At 59.4% G+C, this 16,570-nt stretch carries 13 protein-coding genes; 6 read left to right on the top strand and 7 right to left on the bottom strand.

All coding sequences use genetic code 11. The features are described 5' to 3' along the window. Positions 1–28 precede the first annotated feature (28 nt). The 6 genes from hmeg3_RS19225 to hmeg3_RS19250 form a co-directional block, all read right to left on the bottom strand. Positions 29–1,177: an ABC transporter substrate-binding protein gene (locus tag hmeg3_RS19225; protein ID WP_232512028.1), complete on the bottom strand. Its 1,149-nt coding sequence runs from the start codon at positions 1,175–1,177 to the stop codon at positions 29–31. Positions 1,178–1,359: 182 nt separating this feature from the next. Then, a complete protein-coding gene (locus tag hmeg3_RS19230) occupies positions 1,360–2,403 on the bottom strand; it encodes a porin (RefSeq protein WP_094565153.1) in 1,044 nt (347 codons plus the stop codon). A gap of 186 nt (positions 2,404–2,589) precedes the next feature. Then, the gene (locus tag hmeg3_RS19235; protein ID WP_094565154.1) at positions 2,590–4,182 is read right to left on the bottom strand and encodes a methyl-accepting chemotaxis protein; all 1,593 of its coding nucleotides are present in this window, start codon (positions 4,180–4,182) and stop codon (positions 2,590–2,592) included. Between the two features lie 50 nt (positions 4,183–4,232). Beyond that, on the bottom strand, positions 4,233–7,214 hold the full coding sequence (locus hmeg3_RS19240; protein WP_094565155.1) for a c-type cytochrome: 2,982 nt from the start codon (positions 7,212–7,214) through the stop codon (positions 4,233–4,235). Continuing rightward, positions 7,211–7,729 carry a (2Fe-2S)-binding protein gene (locus hmeg3_RS19245; RefSeq protein WP_094565156.1) on the bottom strand — a complete coding sequence of 173 codons (519 nt, stop codon included), beginning with the start codon at positions 7,727–7,729 and terminating at the stop codon, positions 7,211–7,213. Before hmeg3_RS19245 ends, hmeg3_RS19240 begins: the two co-directional genes overlap by 4 nt. Before the next feature lie 152 nt (positions 7,730–7,881). Continuing rightward, a complete protein-coding gene (locus hmeg3_RS19250) occupies positions 7,882–9,033 on the bottom strand; it encodes an FAD-dependent monooxygenase (protein ID WP_094565157.1) in 1,152 nt (383 codons plus the stop codon). A gap of 313 nt (positions 9,034–9,346) precedes the next feature. Here hmeg3_RS19250 and hmeg3_RS19255 point away from each other — a divergent pair, with 313 nt between their 5' ends. The 5 genes from hmeg3_RS19255 to hmeg3_RS19275 all read left to right on the top strand — a co-directional run bounded on the left by hmeg3_RS19255 (position 9,347) and on the right by hmeg3_RS19275 (position 15,175). Beyond that, the gene (locus hmeg3_RS19255) at positions 9,347–10,099 is read left to right on the top strand and encodes an Asp/Glu racemase (protein WP_094565158.1); all 753 of its coding nucleotides are present in this window, start codon (positions 9,347–9,349) and stop codon (positions 10,097–10,099) included. Between the two features lie 67 nt (positions 10,100–10,166). Then, positions 10,167–10,991, top strand: a complete 825-nt coding sequence (locus hmeg3_RS19260) for an alpha/beta fold hydrolase (protein WP_094565159.1) — start codon at positions 10,167–10,169, stop codon at positions 10,989–10,991. Positions 10,992–11,047: 56 nt separating this feature from the next. Continuing rightward, positions 11,048–12,100 carry a 2,5-dihydroxypyridine 5,6-dioxygenase gene (locus hmeg3_RS19265; RefSeq protein ID WP_094565160.1) on the top strand — a complete coding sequence of 351 codons (1,053 nt, stop codon included), beginning with the start codon at positions 11,048–11,050 and terminating at the stop codon, positions 12,098–12,100. Positions 12,101–12,172: 72 nt separating this feature from the next. After that, the gene (locus hmeg3_RS19270; protein WP_094565161.1) at positions 12,173–12,805 is read left to right on the top strand and encodes an isochorismatase family protein; all 633 of its coding nucleotides are present in this window, start codon (positions 12,173–12,175) and stop codon (positions 12,803–12,805) included. A 57-nt stretch (positions 12,806–12,862) separates the two neighbouring features. After that, positions 12,863–15,175 carry a molybdopterin cofactor-binding domain-containing protein gene (locus hmeg3_RS19275; protein ID WP_094565162.1) on the top strand — a complete coding sequence of 771 codons (2,313 nt, stop codon included), beginning with the start codon at positions 12,863–12,865 and terminating at the stop codon, positions 15,173–15,175. Positions 15,176–15,177: 2 nt separating this feature from the next. Here the strand turns inward: hmeg3_RS19275 and hmeg3_RS19280 are convergent, their stop codons facing one another. Beyond that, on the bottom strand, positions 15,178–15,648 hold the full coding sequence (locus hmeg3_RS19280) for a MarR family winged helix-turn-helix transcriptional regulator (RefSeq protein WP_094565163.1): 471 nt from the start codon (positions 15,646–15,648) through the stop codon (positions 15,178–15,180). A 281-nt stretch (positions 15,649–15,929) separates the two neighbouring features. Here hmeg3_RS19280 and hmeg3_RS19285 point away from each other — a divergent pair, with 281 nt between their 5' ends. Then, a complete protein-coding gene (locus hmeg3_RS19285) occupies positions 15,930–16,556 on the top strand; it encodes a flavin reductase family protein (RefSeq protein WP_094565164.1) in 627 nt (208 codons plus the stop codon). Positions 16,557–16,570 lie beyond the last annotated feature (14 nt).

The raw sequence follows: 16,570 nt of genomic DNA on the forward strand, positions 1-16,570 counted from the left end.
CCGGCGCCGGCCGCCGCTTGCTACATGATTAATCGGCAGGACGCAGTTTCTTGACTTCGGCATCAGGCAACTGCACTGTTGCACCATCCACATAAACGAAGCTGCTCATCACACCCTTGCCATCCTTGACCCCGGTGCGGCCGACAAAGGCTCCCAGCGTGGATTGATGATCCTGCGTGCGATAGACAATCGGTCCCACCGGCGTATCGACCTTGAGGCCGGAGAACGCTGCCGCCAGTTTATCGGAATCCACGGCACCGGCCTTCTTCAACCCTGCGGCGATCGACATCAGCGCGGTGTAACCGACCAATGATCCATTGCGCGGATAGTCGTTGAATTTCTTGCGGTAGGCATCAACAAACTTCTTGTGTTCAGGCGAGGTCAGCGCATACCAAGGATAACCGGTAACGATCCAGTTGCTCGGCGCCTCGGCGCGCAAGGGATCGAGATATTCAGGCTCGCCTGTCAGCAGAGACACCACTTCTCGCCCCTCGAACAAACCGCGGGTATTGCCGTCGCGCACAAACTTGCCCAGATCGGCGGCAAACAGGGCATTGAAAATTGCATCCGGCTTGGCGTCGGCCAACGCCTGCGTCACCGCACCCGCATCGATTTTGCCAAGCGGCGGCGCCTGTTCGGCAACGAACTCGATATCCGGCTGCACTTCTTTCATCAGCTTCTTGAACGTCGCCGATGCGGACTGGCCGTATTCATAGTTGGGATAGACAATGGCCCAGCGTTTTTTCTTCAGCTTGGCGGCCTCCTTGACCAGCGACGCGACCAGCATATAGGTGGATGGACGCAGGCGATAGGTATATTTGTTGCCGTTTTGCCAGACGATCTTGTCGGTCAGCGGTTCACCCGCCAGAAAGAAAATCTTGCGTTGCTTGGCATAGTCGGTCAATGCCAGGCCGGTGTTAGACAGAAAGCCGCCGAACAGCAACGCCACCTGCTCGCGTGTGACCAGCTCTTCCGCAACACGCACGGAATCCCCCGGATTGCCGTTGTCGTCGCGCGCAATCACTTCCAGCTTCTTGCCGAGCACGCCACCGCTGGCGTTGATTTCTTCGAGCGCCATTTCCCATCCATGGCGATACGGCTCCAGAAAGGCAGGCTGCGCCTTGTAGCTATTGATCTCGCCAATCTTGATCGTAGCTTGCGCCATGGCGCTGCCCATACCTGCACCAGCCAGTGCAGAGACGGCAACTGCGTACCGCAAAAAGCGGCGTCGAGAGAACCTCAAAAATTCGTCCAGAAATTCATTCACGATAATTCCCTTTTTCAAAAAAGACCGCGCGGGCGGTCAGTACTTCAGCCATGCGAGACCAGCGCCAGGCGCCGGCCTCCGTTGTCAGAACGTCAGAACAAATGGCGAACGCCGACTTGCACGCCGTTGACGGTGCCGCCTGCGGTCGGTACATTTTTCGTGATCGGCCCTGCTCCGCTGAGCGAGAACGTTGCGCCATTCTTGTTGCTCAGATGCGCGTAGGTGCTATACAACATGGTGCGCTTGGACAGGTCATAGGTACCGATCAGACTGAACTGCCTGGCATCCCGGCTTGCGCCGCTGCTGTCCTTGGCCCAGCCGTAGCCTGCCCCCAGGGTTGCCTGCGTCGTCAGCCGATAGTTGGCAGAGATCGAATACGCGCCGTAATACGCACCTGCGACGTTGGTCGCTGCGACTGCTCCGAGGTTATTGCCGCGGTAGTAGCCGAGGAACACCTTGCCCATGCCATAGTCGTAAGCGCCGCCGGCGAAAGTGGACTTGATCGACTGGTTGTCGTTGGCACTGTTTTGCAACGACGAGCTGATGCCCAGATAGAGCGGGCCGCTTTCATATTCGCCACCCAGCATGTACGAGTTCAAACCGTTCCTCGGCGCTGTCTGCTCGCCGAGTCCGATATATGCCTGCACCTTGAAACCGCTCATGTTCGGCGAAATATAGCCGAGCATGTTGTCGTAGCGTGGGGTATAAGCCGACACGTTGTTGAGGAACGAAGCAAAAGTTGCGCCTGCAAATGCATCGAGACGCGCAATCATCAGGAATCCCGGTGCGTTCTGACGCCCGGCACGCACTTCACCGAGACTGCCGGCCAGACCGATCCATGACTGGCGGTTAAACAATCGGGTGCTGTCAGCCATGCCGCCGCTGTCCGAGAGAAAACCGTTCTCCAGCTGGAAGTTGGCGCGCAGACCGCCGCCCAGATCTTCCGTGCCGCGAAAGCCAATACGATTGGCCTGATATCCACCGCCGTCCATCGACACCACCTTACCTTTGCCGGTGGCATTGGTGTATGCCATATAGGTGTCGAGTACGCCGTAAATTGTGACGTTGGACTGGGCCATTGCCGAACCCGTCCCGCACAACAAACCCAATGCGCCAAGCGCAAATGCCTTTTTCATGATGCCTTCCCTTATGCTGGTTAAGTGGTATCCCATTAATCCGATTAATCCGATCACTCACGTTATTCACGCTACTCCCCATCGCACTGCAAGCCCGGTCGCTCCGGCCCCTCGCCGGCGCGACCGAACTTCCCGAGGCAACAGCAGCCAGGCCGGCCGTCCCGGCTGCTGTTGCTTCTCAAGACTTCACCGCCTGGAACGGAACATTGCTACCGATCCGCCCAGTTTCCTGCTCTGTTCTGCCAGCGACGCTGCGGCGGCTGCCGCCTGCTCGACCATCGCCGCGTTCTGTTTGACGGCGTCATCGATCTGCGCAATAACTTCGTTGGCTTGCCCGATATCGCGGCTTTGCGCCGCCGATGCGTCAGCGATATGTCCAACGATCTGCTCCACCTGCGATGCCGACGCGACAATCTGCTGCATGGTCTTGCCCGCATCGCCGGCGATCCTGACGCCAACGGCGACGCGTTCTCCCGATTGCGCCAACAAGCGATTGATTTCTTGTACCGCCTGGGCACTGCGCTGCGCGAGACTGCGCACTTCCGATGCCACCACGGCAAAACCACGACCGTGCGCACCGGCACGCGCTGCCTCCACCGCTGCATTGAGCGCCAGAATATTGGTCTGAAAAGCGATGCCTTCGATCACCGAAGAAATGTCGGCGATCTCTGCCGCACTACGTGAAATCTCGTCCATCGTTGCGACGACTTTGCCGACCATTGCATGCCCTTGCGTGGCGATCTCCGACGAGGTCCCTGCCAGCTTGCGCGCCTCGGCGGCGCTGGCAGCGTTCTGCTGCACCATACGGCTGAGGTCATTCATCTTGGAAGCGGTCTGTTCCACAGCGGCGGCGGTCTCTTCAGTGCGTGCGGCAAGGTCGAGATTGGCATCCGAAATCTCTCCCGCGGCAACGTCCACGGTGTGCACACCAATACGTAAATCCTGCACCAGATTGGCAAGGCTCTTTTGCATCACGCCCATGCTCGATGCCAGGACCGACATCTCGTCATGGCGTTCACGATCGCTGTCGACAGTGCTGGTCAAGTCTCCGGCTCCGATCTTCCGGGCATGACTCAGAAGCTCTTTCAACGGTGCCCGTACCCGTGTTCCGATCGCAGTCAGCGTGGCAACCAGCAGCAGACTGATCAGTAAGGTCAGCATGTCCGCCTGCCCGTAATGCGGCCACGTCATGATCACCGACCAGGTTGCGAGCAACAACGCCAGGACATTCAGTCCCTGCGCAGTCAACAATCTCACATGCAAGCTCGGCGCACTGAGCAGGCGCCACCATCCCAGTGGCGCGCGTTGCACCAGCACGCCGGCATTCAGCTTGCGGCGGCTGCGGCGGCGTGCCGCCAGCTGCGCGTAAAATTGCGCCATCATCGCGACATCCGACATCGCCGCCTTGGTGCGGACGGTGGTATGTCCGACATGAACACCGTCGACCATGGTCCGCGTGATCGTGGCGCTGGCCCAGAAACAGCGACCGTCCTTGCAACGATGCCGCATCACGCCGGTCCAGGCGCCTTTTGCTTTGACCGTCCGCCACAAATCGGCACCAACTTGCGGCGGCGTGTCGGGGGCATACATCAGACTGGCGGGCTGGCCCAGCAACTCGTCATGGCTATAGCCGCTGCGCGCGACGAAAGCCGAATTCAGATAGACCATCTTGCCGTCGGGATCAGTGCGTGTGATGAGATATTCGTCATCATCAAGATGAAGATCTTGTGCGCGCCACGCGACGGCGTTCTGATCGGCCACTACCAAATTCGCAAGCATGCCCCGCCCCTTCCACTCAAGGTATGGAAATTCCGTTTGTCGTTCGTCAGTTAGTGAGTCAGCGCTGCGGCCTTGCCGGCTTCTCGTATTCGCGCCACGTCGGCTTTCAGATCCGGCCATGCCGGTTTGTCTGCGGCAAAGTTTGCGCGCAGGTATTTCAACAGTTCGACCATCTGTTCATCATTGAAACTATCGGCGAATCCCGGCATGTAGCCGAGCTCCGGATTGGCCGGTTCGCGTATGCCTTGCAGAATCACGCGGATCAGATTGTCGGGAGCTGCGCTATGCACATTGGTATTGAGTGACAGCGATGGCTTGACGCCGAACAATGTCGGCCCCGTATCTCCCTGATGGCATACCGCACAGGAACCGCGGTACAGATTGGCGCCCATGACGGACGCAACGGTTTGCGTGTGCGCCGTCGCTACAGCAACTTTGGTTTTCGATTCGCTTTGCGGCACGGGCTCGTTGAACGAGGCAAGATAGTGCGCAATGGCGCGTACATCATCGGCAGGCAATTGCGCCAGCTCAGCAACCACCGGCGCCATCGGCCCCGCAGCAACGCCATGCAACGGAGAAAACCCGGTGCGCAGATAACTGAATAATTCCGCTTCGCTCCATGGCACGGGCGCCCGCGACAACGCAGTGAGTGCAGGCGCTTCCCAGCCATCGGCACTGCCACCGGAGAGATAAGCACGCCCGCCTTTTTCTGCGCCCAGCATGTTGCGTGGCGAATGACAGGCGCTGCAATGCCCCGCGCCTTCCACCAGATACGCACCACGATTCCATTGCGCCGAACGCGACGTGTCTGCGACGAATTGTTCGTTCTTGTGAAACAGCAGATTCCAGCCCGCCATCAGCGGGCGTACGCCGAACGGGAATGCAAGGCGCGTTTCCGGTGGAGCAAACGCGACCGGTTCCTGCGCCATCAGATAGGCGTACAGCGCCTGCATGTCGGCATCGCTGATCCTGGCAAATGCGGTATACGGAAACGCCGGATACAAATGACGGCCGTCGCGGTGAATTCCTTCACGCATGGCGCGTTCAAACGCGGCAAAGGACCAGTTGCCGATGCCCGTCTTTTCATCCGGAGTAATGTTGGTGCTGTAGACAGTGCCAAACGGCGTCTCCAAGGCATGGCCGCCGGCATTGGGCACGCCATTCGGCGCGGTGTGGCAGACCACGCAGTCGCCGGCGGCGGCCACCAGCTTGCCGCGCGCAATGGTCGCGGCTGAATATAAGCCTGGGTCGGGAGCAGCCACCGGCTTGATCTCTGCTCGCCATGGCGACGCCAGGACGAACAATCCGGCAAGTGTCGCGGCGACACCGCCGAAAATACCACCCTTCCAGCCGAGAGTACGTTTCTTTGCTGTCCTGGTTTGTCCCAGCGCAAGGCGCAACTGTTCACTGCTGAAGGGTGCTGAACGCAAACGAATACCCGTTGCGTCGTGAATCGCGTTGGCGACGGCAGCCGCAGCCGGCAAAGAAAAAGCGGCATTGCTGCTCAGGCGCACCGGCCCCGGCACGCCGCCATTCTTCGCAGCCGGCAAACCCACCACCTCCACCGCAGGCAAAGATGTCTGCGCGGCAGCTTGAACGCTGATGCCATATTCCTGCTTTGCCCAGGTATCGAAACTGTTTTCAGTGGACAGCAATCCACGCATCGCCAGTTGCGCATTGCTACGCACAGACTCATCTTCCACGCGAAGAAAATCGCCGGGCTGCATACTCACACCTGCCTCGGCAACATCTTGCCCGACCACCACGCGGGTCACGCTGAGATCGCCAGAATCACGGTTATATTCAACATCCGCTACCCAGGCCGACCATTGCTGCAACGCCTCCGGTTTGCCGTCATCTTCAATCACCCGGGCGTACGCAAATCCGCGGCCGCGCAAAATATTGCCGTCAGGTTTGTTCTCTGCAATCGTGTCGTTCCAGCCGGCCTGCCGGGCAACAGCACGCATCAGCGCTGCGCCGCGTTCGTCCTGCACATGTTGCAATCGATATTGCACAGGATCCACACCGACCTGACGGGCGGCCTCGTCGATAAACGATTCATGGGCAAAAACGTGGGCGGCGGCATAGTCTCCGGCAGCGCCGGGAAGGCCTTGCTGAGCCAGTTGCACACTGGCGTAGGCATACGGAGGCAGTTGCGCGCCGTATCGTGTACCCGCACCGGAAGCGACATCGCTGACCGGATCGGCGATCCCCGCCAGCATGAGCGCCAGGGGTGGAAGATATCCGCCGACGGTATGCGCAGTGTGGCGATAGGCGAGTATGCTGCCGCTGGTTTCCGCATCGATTTTTGCGTCTGTCTGCGCCACCGTCCGCTGCGTCACGACGCCAATCTGTTCCGGCAACAAGGTAACGCACACAGGACGTCCTGCCACAGCCGACAAGAGCGCAGCATCCGCTGCGGCGTCCTGCCCGGTCTGCATCCCGGCAAAGCCCGGTTCGCGGCCGGGATAGTCTTCATCGAAATACGCTACCTCAGACTGCACCGTGGAAACCGGCATGCCGATCAGCACCGCGATCTGTTGACGTACGACGGCAGAAAGTGTCGATGCCGTCCACAGACGCGCACCCACGGCCGTGCAATCGGCAATCGCGGTCAGCATCGGATTGCCGGCATCAGGCAAAATGCCCTCGGCCATCCAGCTGTAAGAACGCTCCGTGATGGGAGACGAGGTGTCAAAGGCACCCGCGATATCGCCATGCTGGTAGACGGTACGATGCTGCTGCTCCTCGGGAAGCGATTGCAGCAATGTCTCGTGCGCCTTCCAGCGAACCCGCAATTGGGTGATCGCTTGCAAGGCATAGCGGTCTTCCGTCGCGACGACACCGATAAAATCGCCGCGCACAACCAGTTTGACGATACCAGGGACATCTTCCAGCGATGCCGCGTCATGCCATGCGAGATGCATGCCGGTGTAATCGTGGCCGTTCCAGTCCAGGCGCGGCGGCCTCAGGACGCGGCCATACAGCATGTCCGCAGCGTCCGGCCGAAGGGAAGGAAGCGCAGCGTTCATTCGCCCGCCTCACCTGCCGCGGCTGCGCTATTGAGTTGAACTGCGCGCAAAGCGGCACGCATGATTTCCACATGCGTGCCGCAACGGCAAAGATTGAATTCCAGCTCAGAGCGAATTTCTTGCTCAGTCGGCTCCGGCTTGCGCAACAGCAATGCCTTGATCGTCATGATCATGCCGTTGATGCAGTAGCCGCATTGCGCGGCTTGCTCGTCGATAAAGGCTTGCTGCACCGGATCCAGTTTTTGAGACCGGCCATTTCCGGCCGGCATCGCCAGCCCTTCGAGCGTCGTGATGCTGCGTCCGTCAACGCCCGCAAGCGGAATCACACAAGAGCGCGCCGCCACGCCGTCGACCAGCACCGTACAGGCGCCGCATTCTCCCAGCCCGCAGCCGAACTTCGGTCCGTTCAGACAGAGGTCGTTGCGCAAGACGTTCAACAAAGGAACGTCGGGCGCGACATCCAGCGTGTGCCGGATGCGGTTGACTTCTATCGACAGTGGACGGGAAGCTGACATGGCAAGTCTCAGAAAATCGCTGCTGACGGATCCGGTTGGCTCGTTAACTTAATCGCTTAACTGCGCAAGCCCAAACGGCTCAGCCGTCGGGGTGATGCGCATTTTCTACTAGAACTCAATTCATCAATAGGCGTGAGATGCGTTCTAATTGGTCACGCTCGCTTGGCGCTGACCGAATCTACCAGCGGCACGTTAAATACGTCGTAGCCAAAACACCAATCTGGATTCTCATTGTTGCGCAACCAGGTGTTGTTGTGGGAAACCAGTTGCACTTTACCTGCACGTTCTGCGCGATTGGCTTCATAGAGCGCAAAAGCGGTGGCGTAATCGGTCGGCCCCACTTCCTGGAAGCAACGCGTGAGCATGGCGGCATCTTCAATTGCCATGGCAGCCCCCTGCGCCATATGCGGCTTCATGGGATGGCAGGCATCGCCCAGCAACACCAGGCGGCCACGACTCCACAACGGCAGCGGGTCGCGCTCCAGCAAAGGCCATTTGGTGACGTTTTCGCTGGCCTCGATCAACGATTGCACGCCCGGATGCCAGCCGTCGAAGGCCGCCAGCATTTCATCTCGGCTGCTGGGGACCCAGCTCTTGCTCATGTCCCAGGTCGCCTCCGGCACACCGGTAACGTAGTAAATTTCATCCTTACTGCCGGTCACGAAATACACCATCATGTGACGATCGTCCGACCACCATTTGGTGCACAGATCGTGCGTAAACCCCTTGACGCCGGCAACGGGGAATACCGCGCGATGACCAACGTAGCCGGTGTACTTCGGCAGTTCCGCACCCAGCAGGGTGTCGCGGATCTTGGAGTTAATGCCGTCCGCACCGATCACAATGTCGGCTTCTTCCATGGTGCCGTCAGCAAAATGCAGATGGACGACATCACCTTTGTCCTCGACTTTTGCCAGCCGTTTATTGAAGGACAACACTTCATCAGGGATAGCCTCGATCATCAGTGCATGAAAATCTCCGCGATGCACGGTCAGGTAGCTGGAACCGTAGTGTGACAAGGCATAGTCGCCCAGTGGAATCCTGGCAATCTCTTCGCCGGTCTTCCAGTCGCGGCTGTACCAAAAGTCAGGATGCGAGCCGGTGGCATTGAGCGCATCTTCGATGCCGATCTGCCGCATCACCTTCATGACATTCGGACCTAAATGAATCCCTGCACCGAGGCGGGAAAACACCGGCGCCTGCTCGTACAGATGAACGTTGAATCCGGCTTTTTGCAGCAGCGACGCTGCGGCTGCGCCTCCCAATCCGGCACCGATAACGGCAATGCGCGGTGATTTTTGCACAATCAATCTCCTCACTATGGGGTGAAATACTCAACAAGCACTACAACTTGAAATTGAGTGTACACACTGCTTTTTTCAAAGTAAAGAAAATGTTATCGCGATATTTAAAATCACTTTTTACGTGCAAATTATTTTGCAGTGCGCCAAATTAGCGCGTACTTAGCACTATTTTGGACGATCATCACAAAGGTTACAGAAGAAGCAAAGGAGTCTTGCCAATTTTCATAAAATGATTAAATATAGCGTATGCACTCTATATTCCGTGTCGACACCGATGTTTCACACGACCAATACCAACCATCTGGAGATACAAATGCAAAAGCCATACCGCATCGGACAAATCGTTCCGAGCTCTAACACCACCATGGAAACGGAAATTCCCGCAATGCTGACGGCGCGGCAAATGATCCGTCCGGAGCGCTTCACTTTTCACTCCAGCCGCATGCGCATGAAACGTGTCGAGAAAGAGGAGCTGGCGGCCATGGATGCGGAATCCGACCGCTGCGCCGTCGAACTCAGCGACGCCCGCGTGGACGTACTCGGCTACGCCTGCCTGGTGGCCATCATGGCCATGGGCCGTGGCTATCACCGCAAATCCGAACAACGCCTGACTGCCCATACCGCAGCCAATGGCGCAGACGCACCGGTCGTCACCAGCGCAGGCGCGTTGATCGATGGACTCAAGGTCATCGGCGCCAAGCGCATCGTGGTGGTTGCCCCCTACATGAAGCCATTGACAGAACTGGTGGTCGACTACATCCGCCACGAAGGCTATGACGTCGTCGAATGGCGAGCCCTGGAAATTCCCGACAACCTGGAAGTCGGGCGCCACGATCCCTCGCGCCTGCCTGCCATCGTTGCACAGATGGATACCAGCAATGTCGATGCCATCGTGTTGTCAGCCTGCGTGCAAATGCCTTCGCTGCCGGTGATCGCGCAAGTTGAAGCGATGACCGGAAAACCTGTCATCACTGCCGCCGTCGCGACGACCTATGCCATGCTCAAGCGACTCAAGCTGGAAACCATCGTGCCCGGTGCCGGCGCACTGCTATCCGGCGCTTACTGACAGCCTCAGGTCGCCTTATCCGGCAGTTCCATCACTGAAAGCTCCACTCTCCGCATCAAGGATCGTCATGACCAGCACTTTTCTCTACGGCGCCAACATCCGCGCCAACGGCATCCGCCAGCACTATCTTCGCTATGGCGGGACCGAAGGCGGCCGCGCAACGCGCGACGCTGTGATCATTGTTCCCGGCATCACCAGCCCGGCAGTGACCTGGGGTTTCGTCGGCGAGCGCTTTGGCCGCCACTTCGATACGTATGTACTCGACGTACGCGGACGCGGCCTGTCATCGGCTTCGACAGAACTGGATTACAGCCTGGAAGCGCAAGCCGACGACGTCATCGCTTTCGCCGAAGCACTCAGCCTGCAGCGCTACGCCATCGTCGGCCACTCGATGGGCGGCCGCATCGGCATTCGCGCCGCTGCACACCGCCCGCGCGGATTGAACAGCCTGGTCATGATTGATCCGCCGGTTTCCGGCCCGGGGCGGCGCGCCTATCCGTCCAAGCTTCCGTGGTATGTCGACTCGATGAAACTGGCGCGCGAAGGCTGTACGGCAGAGCAGATGCGCGCTTTTTGCCCGACCTGGACGGAAGAACAACTGCGTCTGCGCGCTGAATGGCTGCACACCTGCGACGAGCGCGCCGTGATTGCCAGCTTCGACGGTTTTCATGCAGACGACGTGCACAAGTACTTGCCGGAGGTAAAAATCCCGGCGCTGCTGATCGTCGCCGGACGGGGCGATGTACTGCTGCCGGCCGACATCGACGAAATCCGTTCACTGCTGCCGCAAGTCGGCGTGGCGCGGGTCGAGAACGCAGGTCACATGATCCCCTGGGACGATGAAGAAGGCTTCTATGGTGCTTTCGGAGAATTCCTCGGCGCTCCGCTGTAAGCATTTAACTCTCCGCGCCGTGTGCATGCACGGCGCTTCTTCAGAAAGGACAGGCCATGGCCGTCAGCGACTACGATCTGATTCAAGCCTGGAAGCAGGTATTGACGCTTTCCAAACTGGAACCCACGCACATCGTCACGGTGCTTACCAGCAGCAGCACGCATCCGCAAACCCTGTCGACGGCGCTGACCGCCATCGGCCTTCTCGGCGCAACCGCCAATCGCCTCGACCTGCAGCCGGTCAACGCAGAAAAGGCGCTCAGCCGCGATTCGCTTGCCTATCTCGGCACAACGCCGTTGACCGGCAATCGCGCCGCCATCGCAGCACTGAAAGAAAGCGACCTGGTACTGGATCTGATGACCTTGCTATTCTCGCCCGAGCAACACGAGATACTCAAGGCAGGCACCAAGATCCTGCTGGCGGTAGAGCCTCCCGAGGTGCTGGTGCGCATGGTGCCGAGTGCCGACGACAGGCAACGCGTGACACAAGCCGCCAAGAAATTGCAGGGTGCAAAGCACATGCACATCACCTCCGAGGCTGGCACCGATCTGCGCTGCCCATTGGGTGAATTTCCGGTGATCAGTGAATACGGTTTTGTCGATGAGCCCGGACGCTGGGATCACTGGCCGAGTGGCTTCGTGCTGACCTGGCCGAACGAACGCGGCACCGAAGGCACGATTGTCATCGATCGCGGCGATATTCTGCTGCCGATGAAGTCCTATGCGCAGGAACCGATCTATGTGAGCGTGCGCGACGGGTTCGTCACCAACATCGAAGGCGGCGTTGACGCTGAATTGCTGAGCGAATACATGGCGTCATTCAAGGATCCGGAAGCCTACGCAATGTCCCATATCGGCTGGGGGCTGCAACCGCGAGCACACTGGTCGACGCTGGCCATGTACGACCGTGAAGCCACCATCGGCATGGACGCGCGCGCCTACGAAGGCAACTTCCTGTTTTCCTTCGGCCCCAACAATGAAGCCGGCGGCCAGCGCAATACCGCTTGCCATATTGATATCCCACTGCGCCGCTGCACAGTTTCTCTCGATGGTGAAGCGGTCGTGCGAAATGGCAAGGTGCTCGATGGGTTCGAGTACGGGAAATCCTGACTCATCCTCATCATGCTCACTTCGATTCATCTCCACTTGTCGGACAGGCTCACATTTAGCAAGGAACAGATCATGCACAAGGAAATCTCCACCTACGAGCGTCAGGGCTTCGGCCAGACGCTGGAAGCAAAAGCGCCGTTCGGCTTGTTGATCGTCGATTTCGTCAACGGCTTCGCCAATCCCGATGTTTTTGGCGGCGGCAATATCGCCCCCGCCATCGCCCGGACTGAAAAACTGCTGGCGCATGCCCGCAGCCAGGGCTGGGCCATTGCGCACAGCCGCATTGTCTTTGCCGACGATGCGTCCGACCGCAATATTTTTGGTATCAAAGTACCGGGCATGGTGACCTTGACTGAAGACACGCCCAACAGCGCAATCGTCCCGGAATTGACTCCTGCCGCCGGCGAACTGGTAGTGCGCAAGACCGTCCCGTCGGCGTTCTTCGGGACTTCGCTGGCTCCCTGGCTGACACAGCATGGCGTGCAAACCTTGCTGGTCGCAGGCGCCGTCACCAGCGGTTGCGTGCGCGCCAGTGTGGTTGATGCGATGTCATGGGGATTTCGTCCGCTGGTGGTGTCAGATTGCGTCGGCGACCGCGCAATTGCACCGCATGAGGCAAACTTGTTCGACATGGCGCAAAAATATGCGACAGTATTGCCGTTGACCGAGGCGCTGGAAGCAACTGCCCGTGCCGGCCATGCCTGATCAGTTAGCAAGCCGGACATTGATCGACACTGACAACACATCACCGAGCAGACATTGATGGATCAGCAGCACCAGCAAAATGGCCGCGCTTCTCCGGCGACTCCCGTACCCAGCGACACACGACGCCGTCTGCTCGCCAGCGGCGACGTGTTGCTGGTAACGCGCGCGCCGCAAGCTGCGGCCAGGCCCGCTCCAGGCCAACCCGGGGCAGCGTCGTCCTATGTCCCACGCCACCCGGATGTCTTCCTTGCCCTCTTCAGCGACGGGCGTGTGATGGCCTTTAACGGCCACGTCGACCTTGGTACCGGCATTCGTACCTCACTGGCGCAAATCGTCGCTGAAGAACTTGATGTCGCGCTCGATACAGTGACCATGGTGCTGGGCCATACCGAAGAAGCACCGAATCAAGGCCCCACCATCGCCAGCGCAACAATACAGATTTCCGCCGTTCCACTGAGAAAAGCGGCGGCTCAGGCGCGCCACCAACTGCTGGCGCTGGCGGCGCAGTACTTGCACGTCGACCTCGCCGCGCTACAGGTCCGAGACGGCATCGTGAGCACTGCCGATGATCCGGCAAAGTCCATCAGTTACGCCCATTTGCTGCATGGCAAGCGCATCGAACTACCCTTGTCCGCTGACGAAGTTGCCCTCAAGCCGGTCGATCAGTATCGTATCGTCGGGCGCAGCACGCAACGCGTCGATATTCCCGCGAAGGTGACGGGTGAGCTGGTGTACGTCCACGATATGCGCCTGCCGGGCATGCTGCACGCACGTGTGGTGCGCCCACCCTACGCCGGGCGCGACGGCGGAGCTTTCGTTGGCGCGAGCCTGATCTCCGTCGATAAGGCATCCGTCGCTCATCTCCCCGGCATCGTGGCGATTGTGGTGCAAGGCGATTTTATCGGCGTCGTCGCCGAACGCGAGGAACAGGCGCAACGCGCAGCGCGCGAACTCAAGGTGCAATGGAAACCTCAACCGGCGCTGCCCGACATGGCCGATCTCGAGACCACCTTGCACAATCTGCCCTCACAGCGACGCGAATTACAGCAGCAAGGCGACACCGCAGACGCATTCTCCCGCGCGCAGTCCGGCGAGGGCATGGCACTGAAACGCACCTATGTCTGGCCCTACCAGATGCACGCATCGATTGGCCCGTCATGCTCACTGGCGGATTTCCGCGAGGATGGGCTGACGGTCTGGTCAGGCACGCAAAATCCGCATGTATTGCGCATTGATCTGGCGCGGCTGCTGCAAATCGACGAAGGCAAAATCGAAGTCGTCCGCATGGAAGCCGCCGGCTGTTACGGCCGCAACTGTGCCGACGATGTCGGTGCCGATGCGGCTTTGCTGTCGCGTGCGGTCGGCCGCCCCGTACGCGTCCAGCTGACGCGCGAACAAGAACATGCATGGGAACCAAAGGGCGCCGCGCAACTGATGCGCGTACGCGGCAGCATCGACGGCGAAGGCAATCTTGGCGCCTATGATTTCATTACGCGCTATCCGTCCAACGATGCGCCGACGCTGGCACTGCTGCTGACCGGAGCCATTCCTCCAGAGCCGCGAGTGCTCGAGATGGGCGACCGTACTTCAGTGCCGCCATACCGCTACGCACACACCCGCATCGCCTGCGACGACACGGCTCCCCTAGTCCGTTCGGCGTGGCTGCGCGGTGTCTCGGCATTACCGAACTCCTTCGCTCACGATGCTTTCATGGACGAGCTCGCCTGCGAGGCGGGCGCCGACCCACTGGAATACCGCCTGCGCCATCTCGACGACCAGCGCGCCGCCGAATTGCTGCAAGCCACCGCCAGGCAAGCACAATGGCAAGTACACCGCGCCGGTTCCCGCGGTATCGCCGGCACGGACGGTCTGCTGCATGGGCGCGGCCTCGCCTACGCCCGCTACGTTCACAGCAAATTCCCCGGCTTTGGCGCCGCATGGTCGGCATGGGTAATCGACATCAGCGTCAATCCACAATCAGGTGCGTTGACGGTGAAGCGGCTGGTGGTCGGCCAGGATACCGGCATGATGGTCAACCCCGATGGCGTTCGACATCAGATGCACGGCAATATCATCCAGTCATTGAGCCGGGTCTTGAAAGAACAGGTGCGATTTGATTCGCAGGGGGTGAACAGTCTTGAATGGGGCGCGTATCCGATATTGAAGTTCGGAGAAGTACCACCTGTGGAATTGGTGCTGATGGAGCGGCAGGGGGAAGCACCGCTGGGCGCGGGCGAATCAGCCTCTGTACCGAGCGCGGCAGCGATTGCCAACGCCTTGTTTGACGCGACCGGCCGGCGTTTTCGCCAGCCTCCTTTTACCGCTGAAAAAATTCTGCAGGCATTGGGCACACCGGCAGGCGAGACCTGAAATCAGTCGATCATCTTGCGCAGCAGGAACATGATCGCGACACGCTCGGCAGGATTGAGCTTGCCGAAAGTCGCTTCCGAAATATCTGCAGCGTGCGGCACAGTTGACTTCACCAAAGACGTACCGGCATCGCTCAAGGTCACCAGAACCTTGCGGCGATCCGCTGCGTCATGCGACAGCACGATCAGCTCGCGCAATTTGAGTCGCTCGATAATGCCGCGGATGGTGGCCTGATCAATCGCCGTGGTCTTGACGATATCGCTCAGGGAACACGTGCCGTGCTCCTGAATGGCGCACATCGTCACGAACTGCGCTGCGGTAAGCTGAGAATCCGAAATATGCTGTTGAAAAATCGCCACATGATGCTGATATGCGCGACGCAACAAGTGGCCTACCTGCTCAGAGAAATGGTAACTGCCGAGTGCATCGGCATCCTGGGTCTGCTCTGGTGAAAGATCTTTGCTTTTAGGCACGGGTTCTGGTCTTGGTCTGAATATGTAAAACTATCGCTTTTCCTGAGTGCAATAGCAAGCTAAAGACAGCCGGCGTGTGCGATAACGCAGAAGCAGCACGACGCGTCCGGCAATGCCAGAATCGAAGTATACCGGCGAAGGCGCTCACCGGCTGGTGAAAGGCAGGAGTTCTTGCGATAGATCAAAATCGCGCTTTCGGCGTCATCCGGGCGCCAGCCGTGCGTTTGGCGGGCGCATCAGATTTCTGCGGCCCATGATGGCCGTAACACTATGGAGTTGTTATGTATATTGATTTTGGCAATGTTGATCCTCGCCAGGCTTATAGCTGGCTGGCCTCCGCCGTCATCCCTCGTCCGGTCGCCTGGGTGTCCACCGTGTCGGCATCGGGCGCCACCAACCTGGCGCCGTTCAGCTTTTTCCAGATGGTGACCGGCAAGCCGCCGACTGTGATGATTTCACCGCTGGTGCAGCGCGACGGCAGCATCAAGGACACCGTGCGCAACGCGCAGGAAACCGGGCAACTGGTGGTCAATCTGGTCGGTTTCGAACTGGCTGACGCCATGAACGAAACGTCGTTTTCCTATGACGCCGACATCAGCGAATTCGAACAATGCGGCATCGCCTCCACGCCGTCATCGCTGGTGCGTCCACCGCGGGTTACGGCCGCGCCGGTGAGTCTGGAATGTGAACTGGTCAGTTGCATGCCCTACCCTGCCGAGGCGCCGTCATGCCATATCTTGCTGGCGCGGGTGCTCGCGGCGCATTTCGATGAGCGCATCCTCAACGACAAGCAATTGCCCGATCCCGAGAAGCTGAACCTGCTCTCGCGCATGGGCGGCGACTGGTACGGCCGCACGCGCAGCGACGCCAATTTTGAGCTGACGCGGCCGCGCGGCTGGGCTAAATAAACCGCCTGGCAACA

The organism is Herbaspirillum sp. meg3, from assembly GCF_002257565.1.
Lineage (GTDB): Bacteria > Pseudomonadota > Gammaproteobacteria > Burkholderiales > Burkholderiaceae_D > Herbaspirillum.

Bases quoted from the DNA above. Each gene is read 5' to 3' on its own strand.
- hmeg3_RS19225 (WP_232512028.1), bottom strand. From the start codon at position 1,177: ATGGGCAGCGCCATGGCGCAAGCTACGATCAAGATTGGCGAGATCAAT.
- hmeg3_RS19230 (WP_094565153.1), bottom strand. From the start codon at position 2,403: ATGAAAAAGGCATTTGCGCTTGGCGCATTGGGTTTGTTGTGCGGGACG.
- hmeg3_RS19235 (WP_094565154.1), bottom strand. From the start codon at position 4,182: ATGCTTGCGAATTTGGTAGTGGCCGATCAGAACGCCGTCGCGTGGCGC.
- hmeg3_RS19240 (WP_094565155.1), bottom strand. From the start codon at position 7,214: ATGAACGCTGCGCTTCCTTCCCTTCGGCCGGACGCTGCGGACATGCTG.
- hmeg3_RS19245 (WP_094565156.1), bottom strand. From the start codon at position 7,729: ATGTCAGCTTCCCGTCCACTGTCGATAGAAGTCAACCGCATCCGGCAC.
- hmeg3_RS19255 (WP_094565158.1), top strand. From the start codon at position 9,347: ATGCAAAAGCCATACCGCATCGGACAAATCGTTCCGAGCTCTAACACC.
- hmeg3_RS19260 (WP_094565159.1), top strand. From the start codon at position 10,167: ATGACCAGCACTTTTCTCTACGGCGCCAACATCCGCGCCAACGGCATC.
- hmeg3_RS19265 (WP_094565160.1), top strand. From the start codon at position 11,048: ATGGCCGTCAGCGACTACGATCTGATTCAAGCCTGGAAGCAGGTATTG.
- hmeg3_RS19270 (WP_094565161.1), top strand. From the start codon at position 12,173: ATGCACAAGGAAATCTCCACCTACGAGCGTCAGGGCTTCGGCCAGACG.
- hmeg3_RS19275 (WP_094565162.1), top strand. From the start codon at position 12,863: ATGGATCAGCAGCACCAGCAAAATGGCCGCGCTTCTCCGGCGACTCCC.
- hmeg3_RS19285 (WP_094565164.1), top strand. From the start codon at position 15,930: ATGTATATTGATTTTGGCAATGTTGATCCTCGCCAGGCTTATAGCTGG.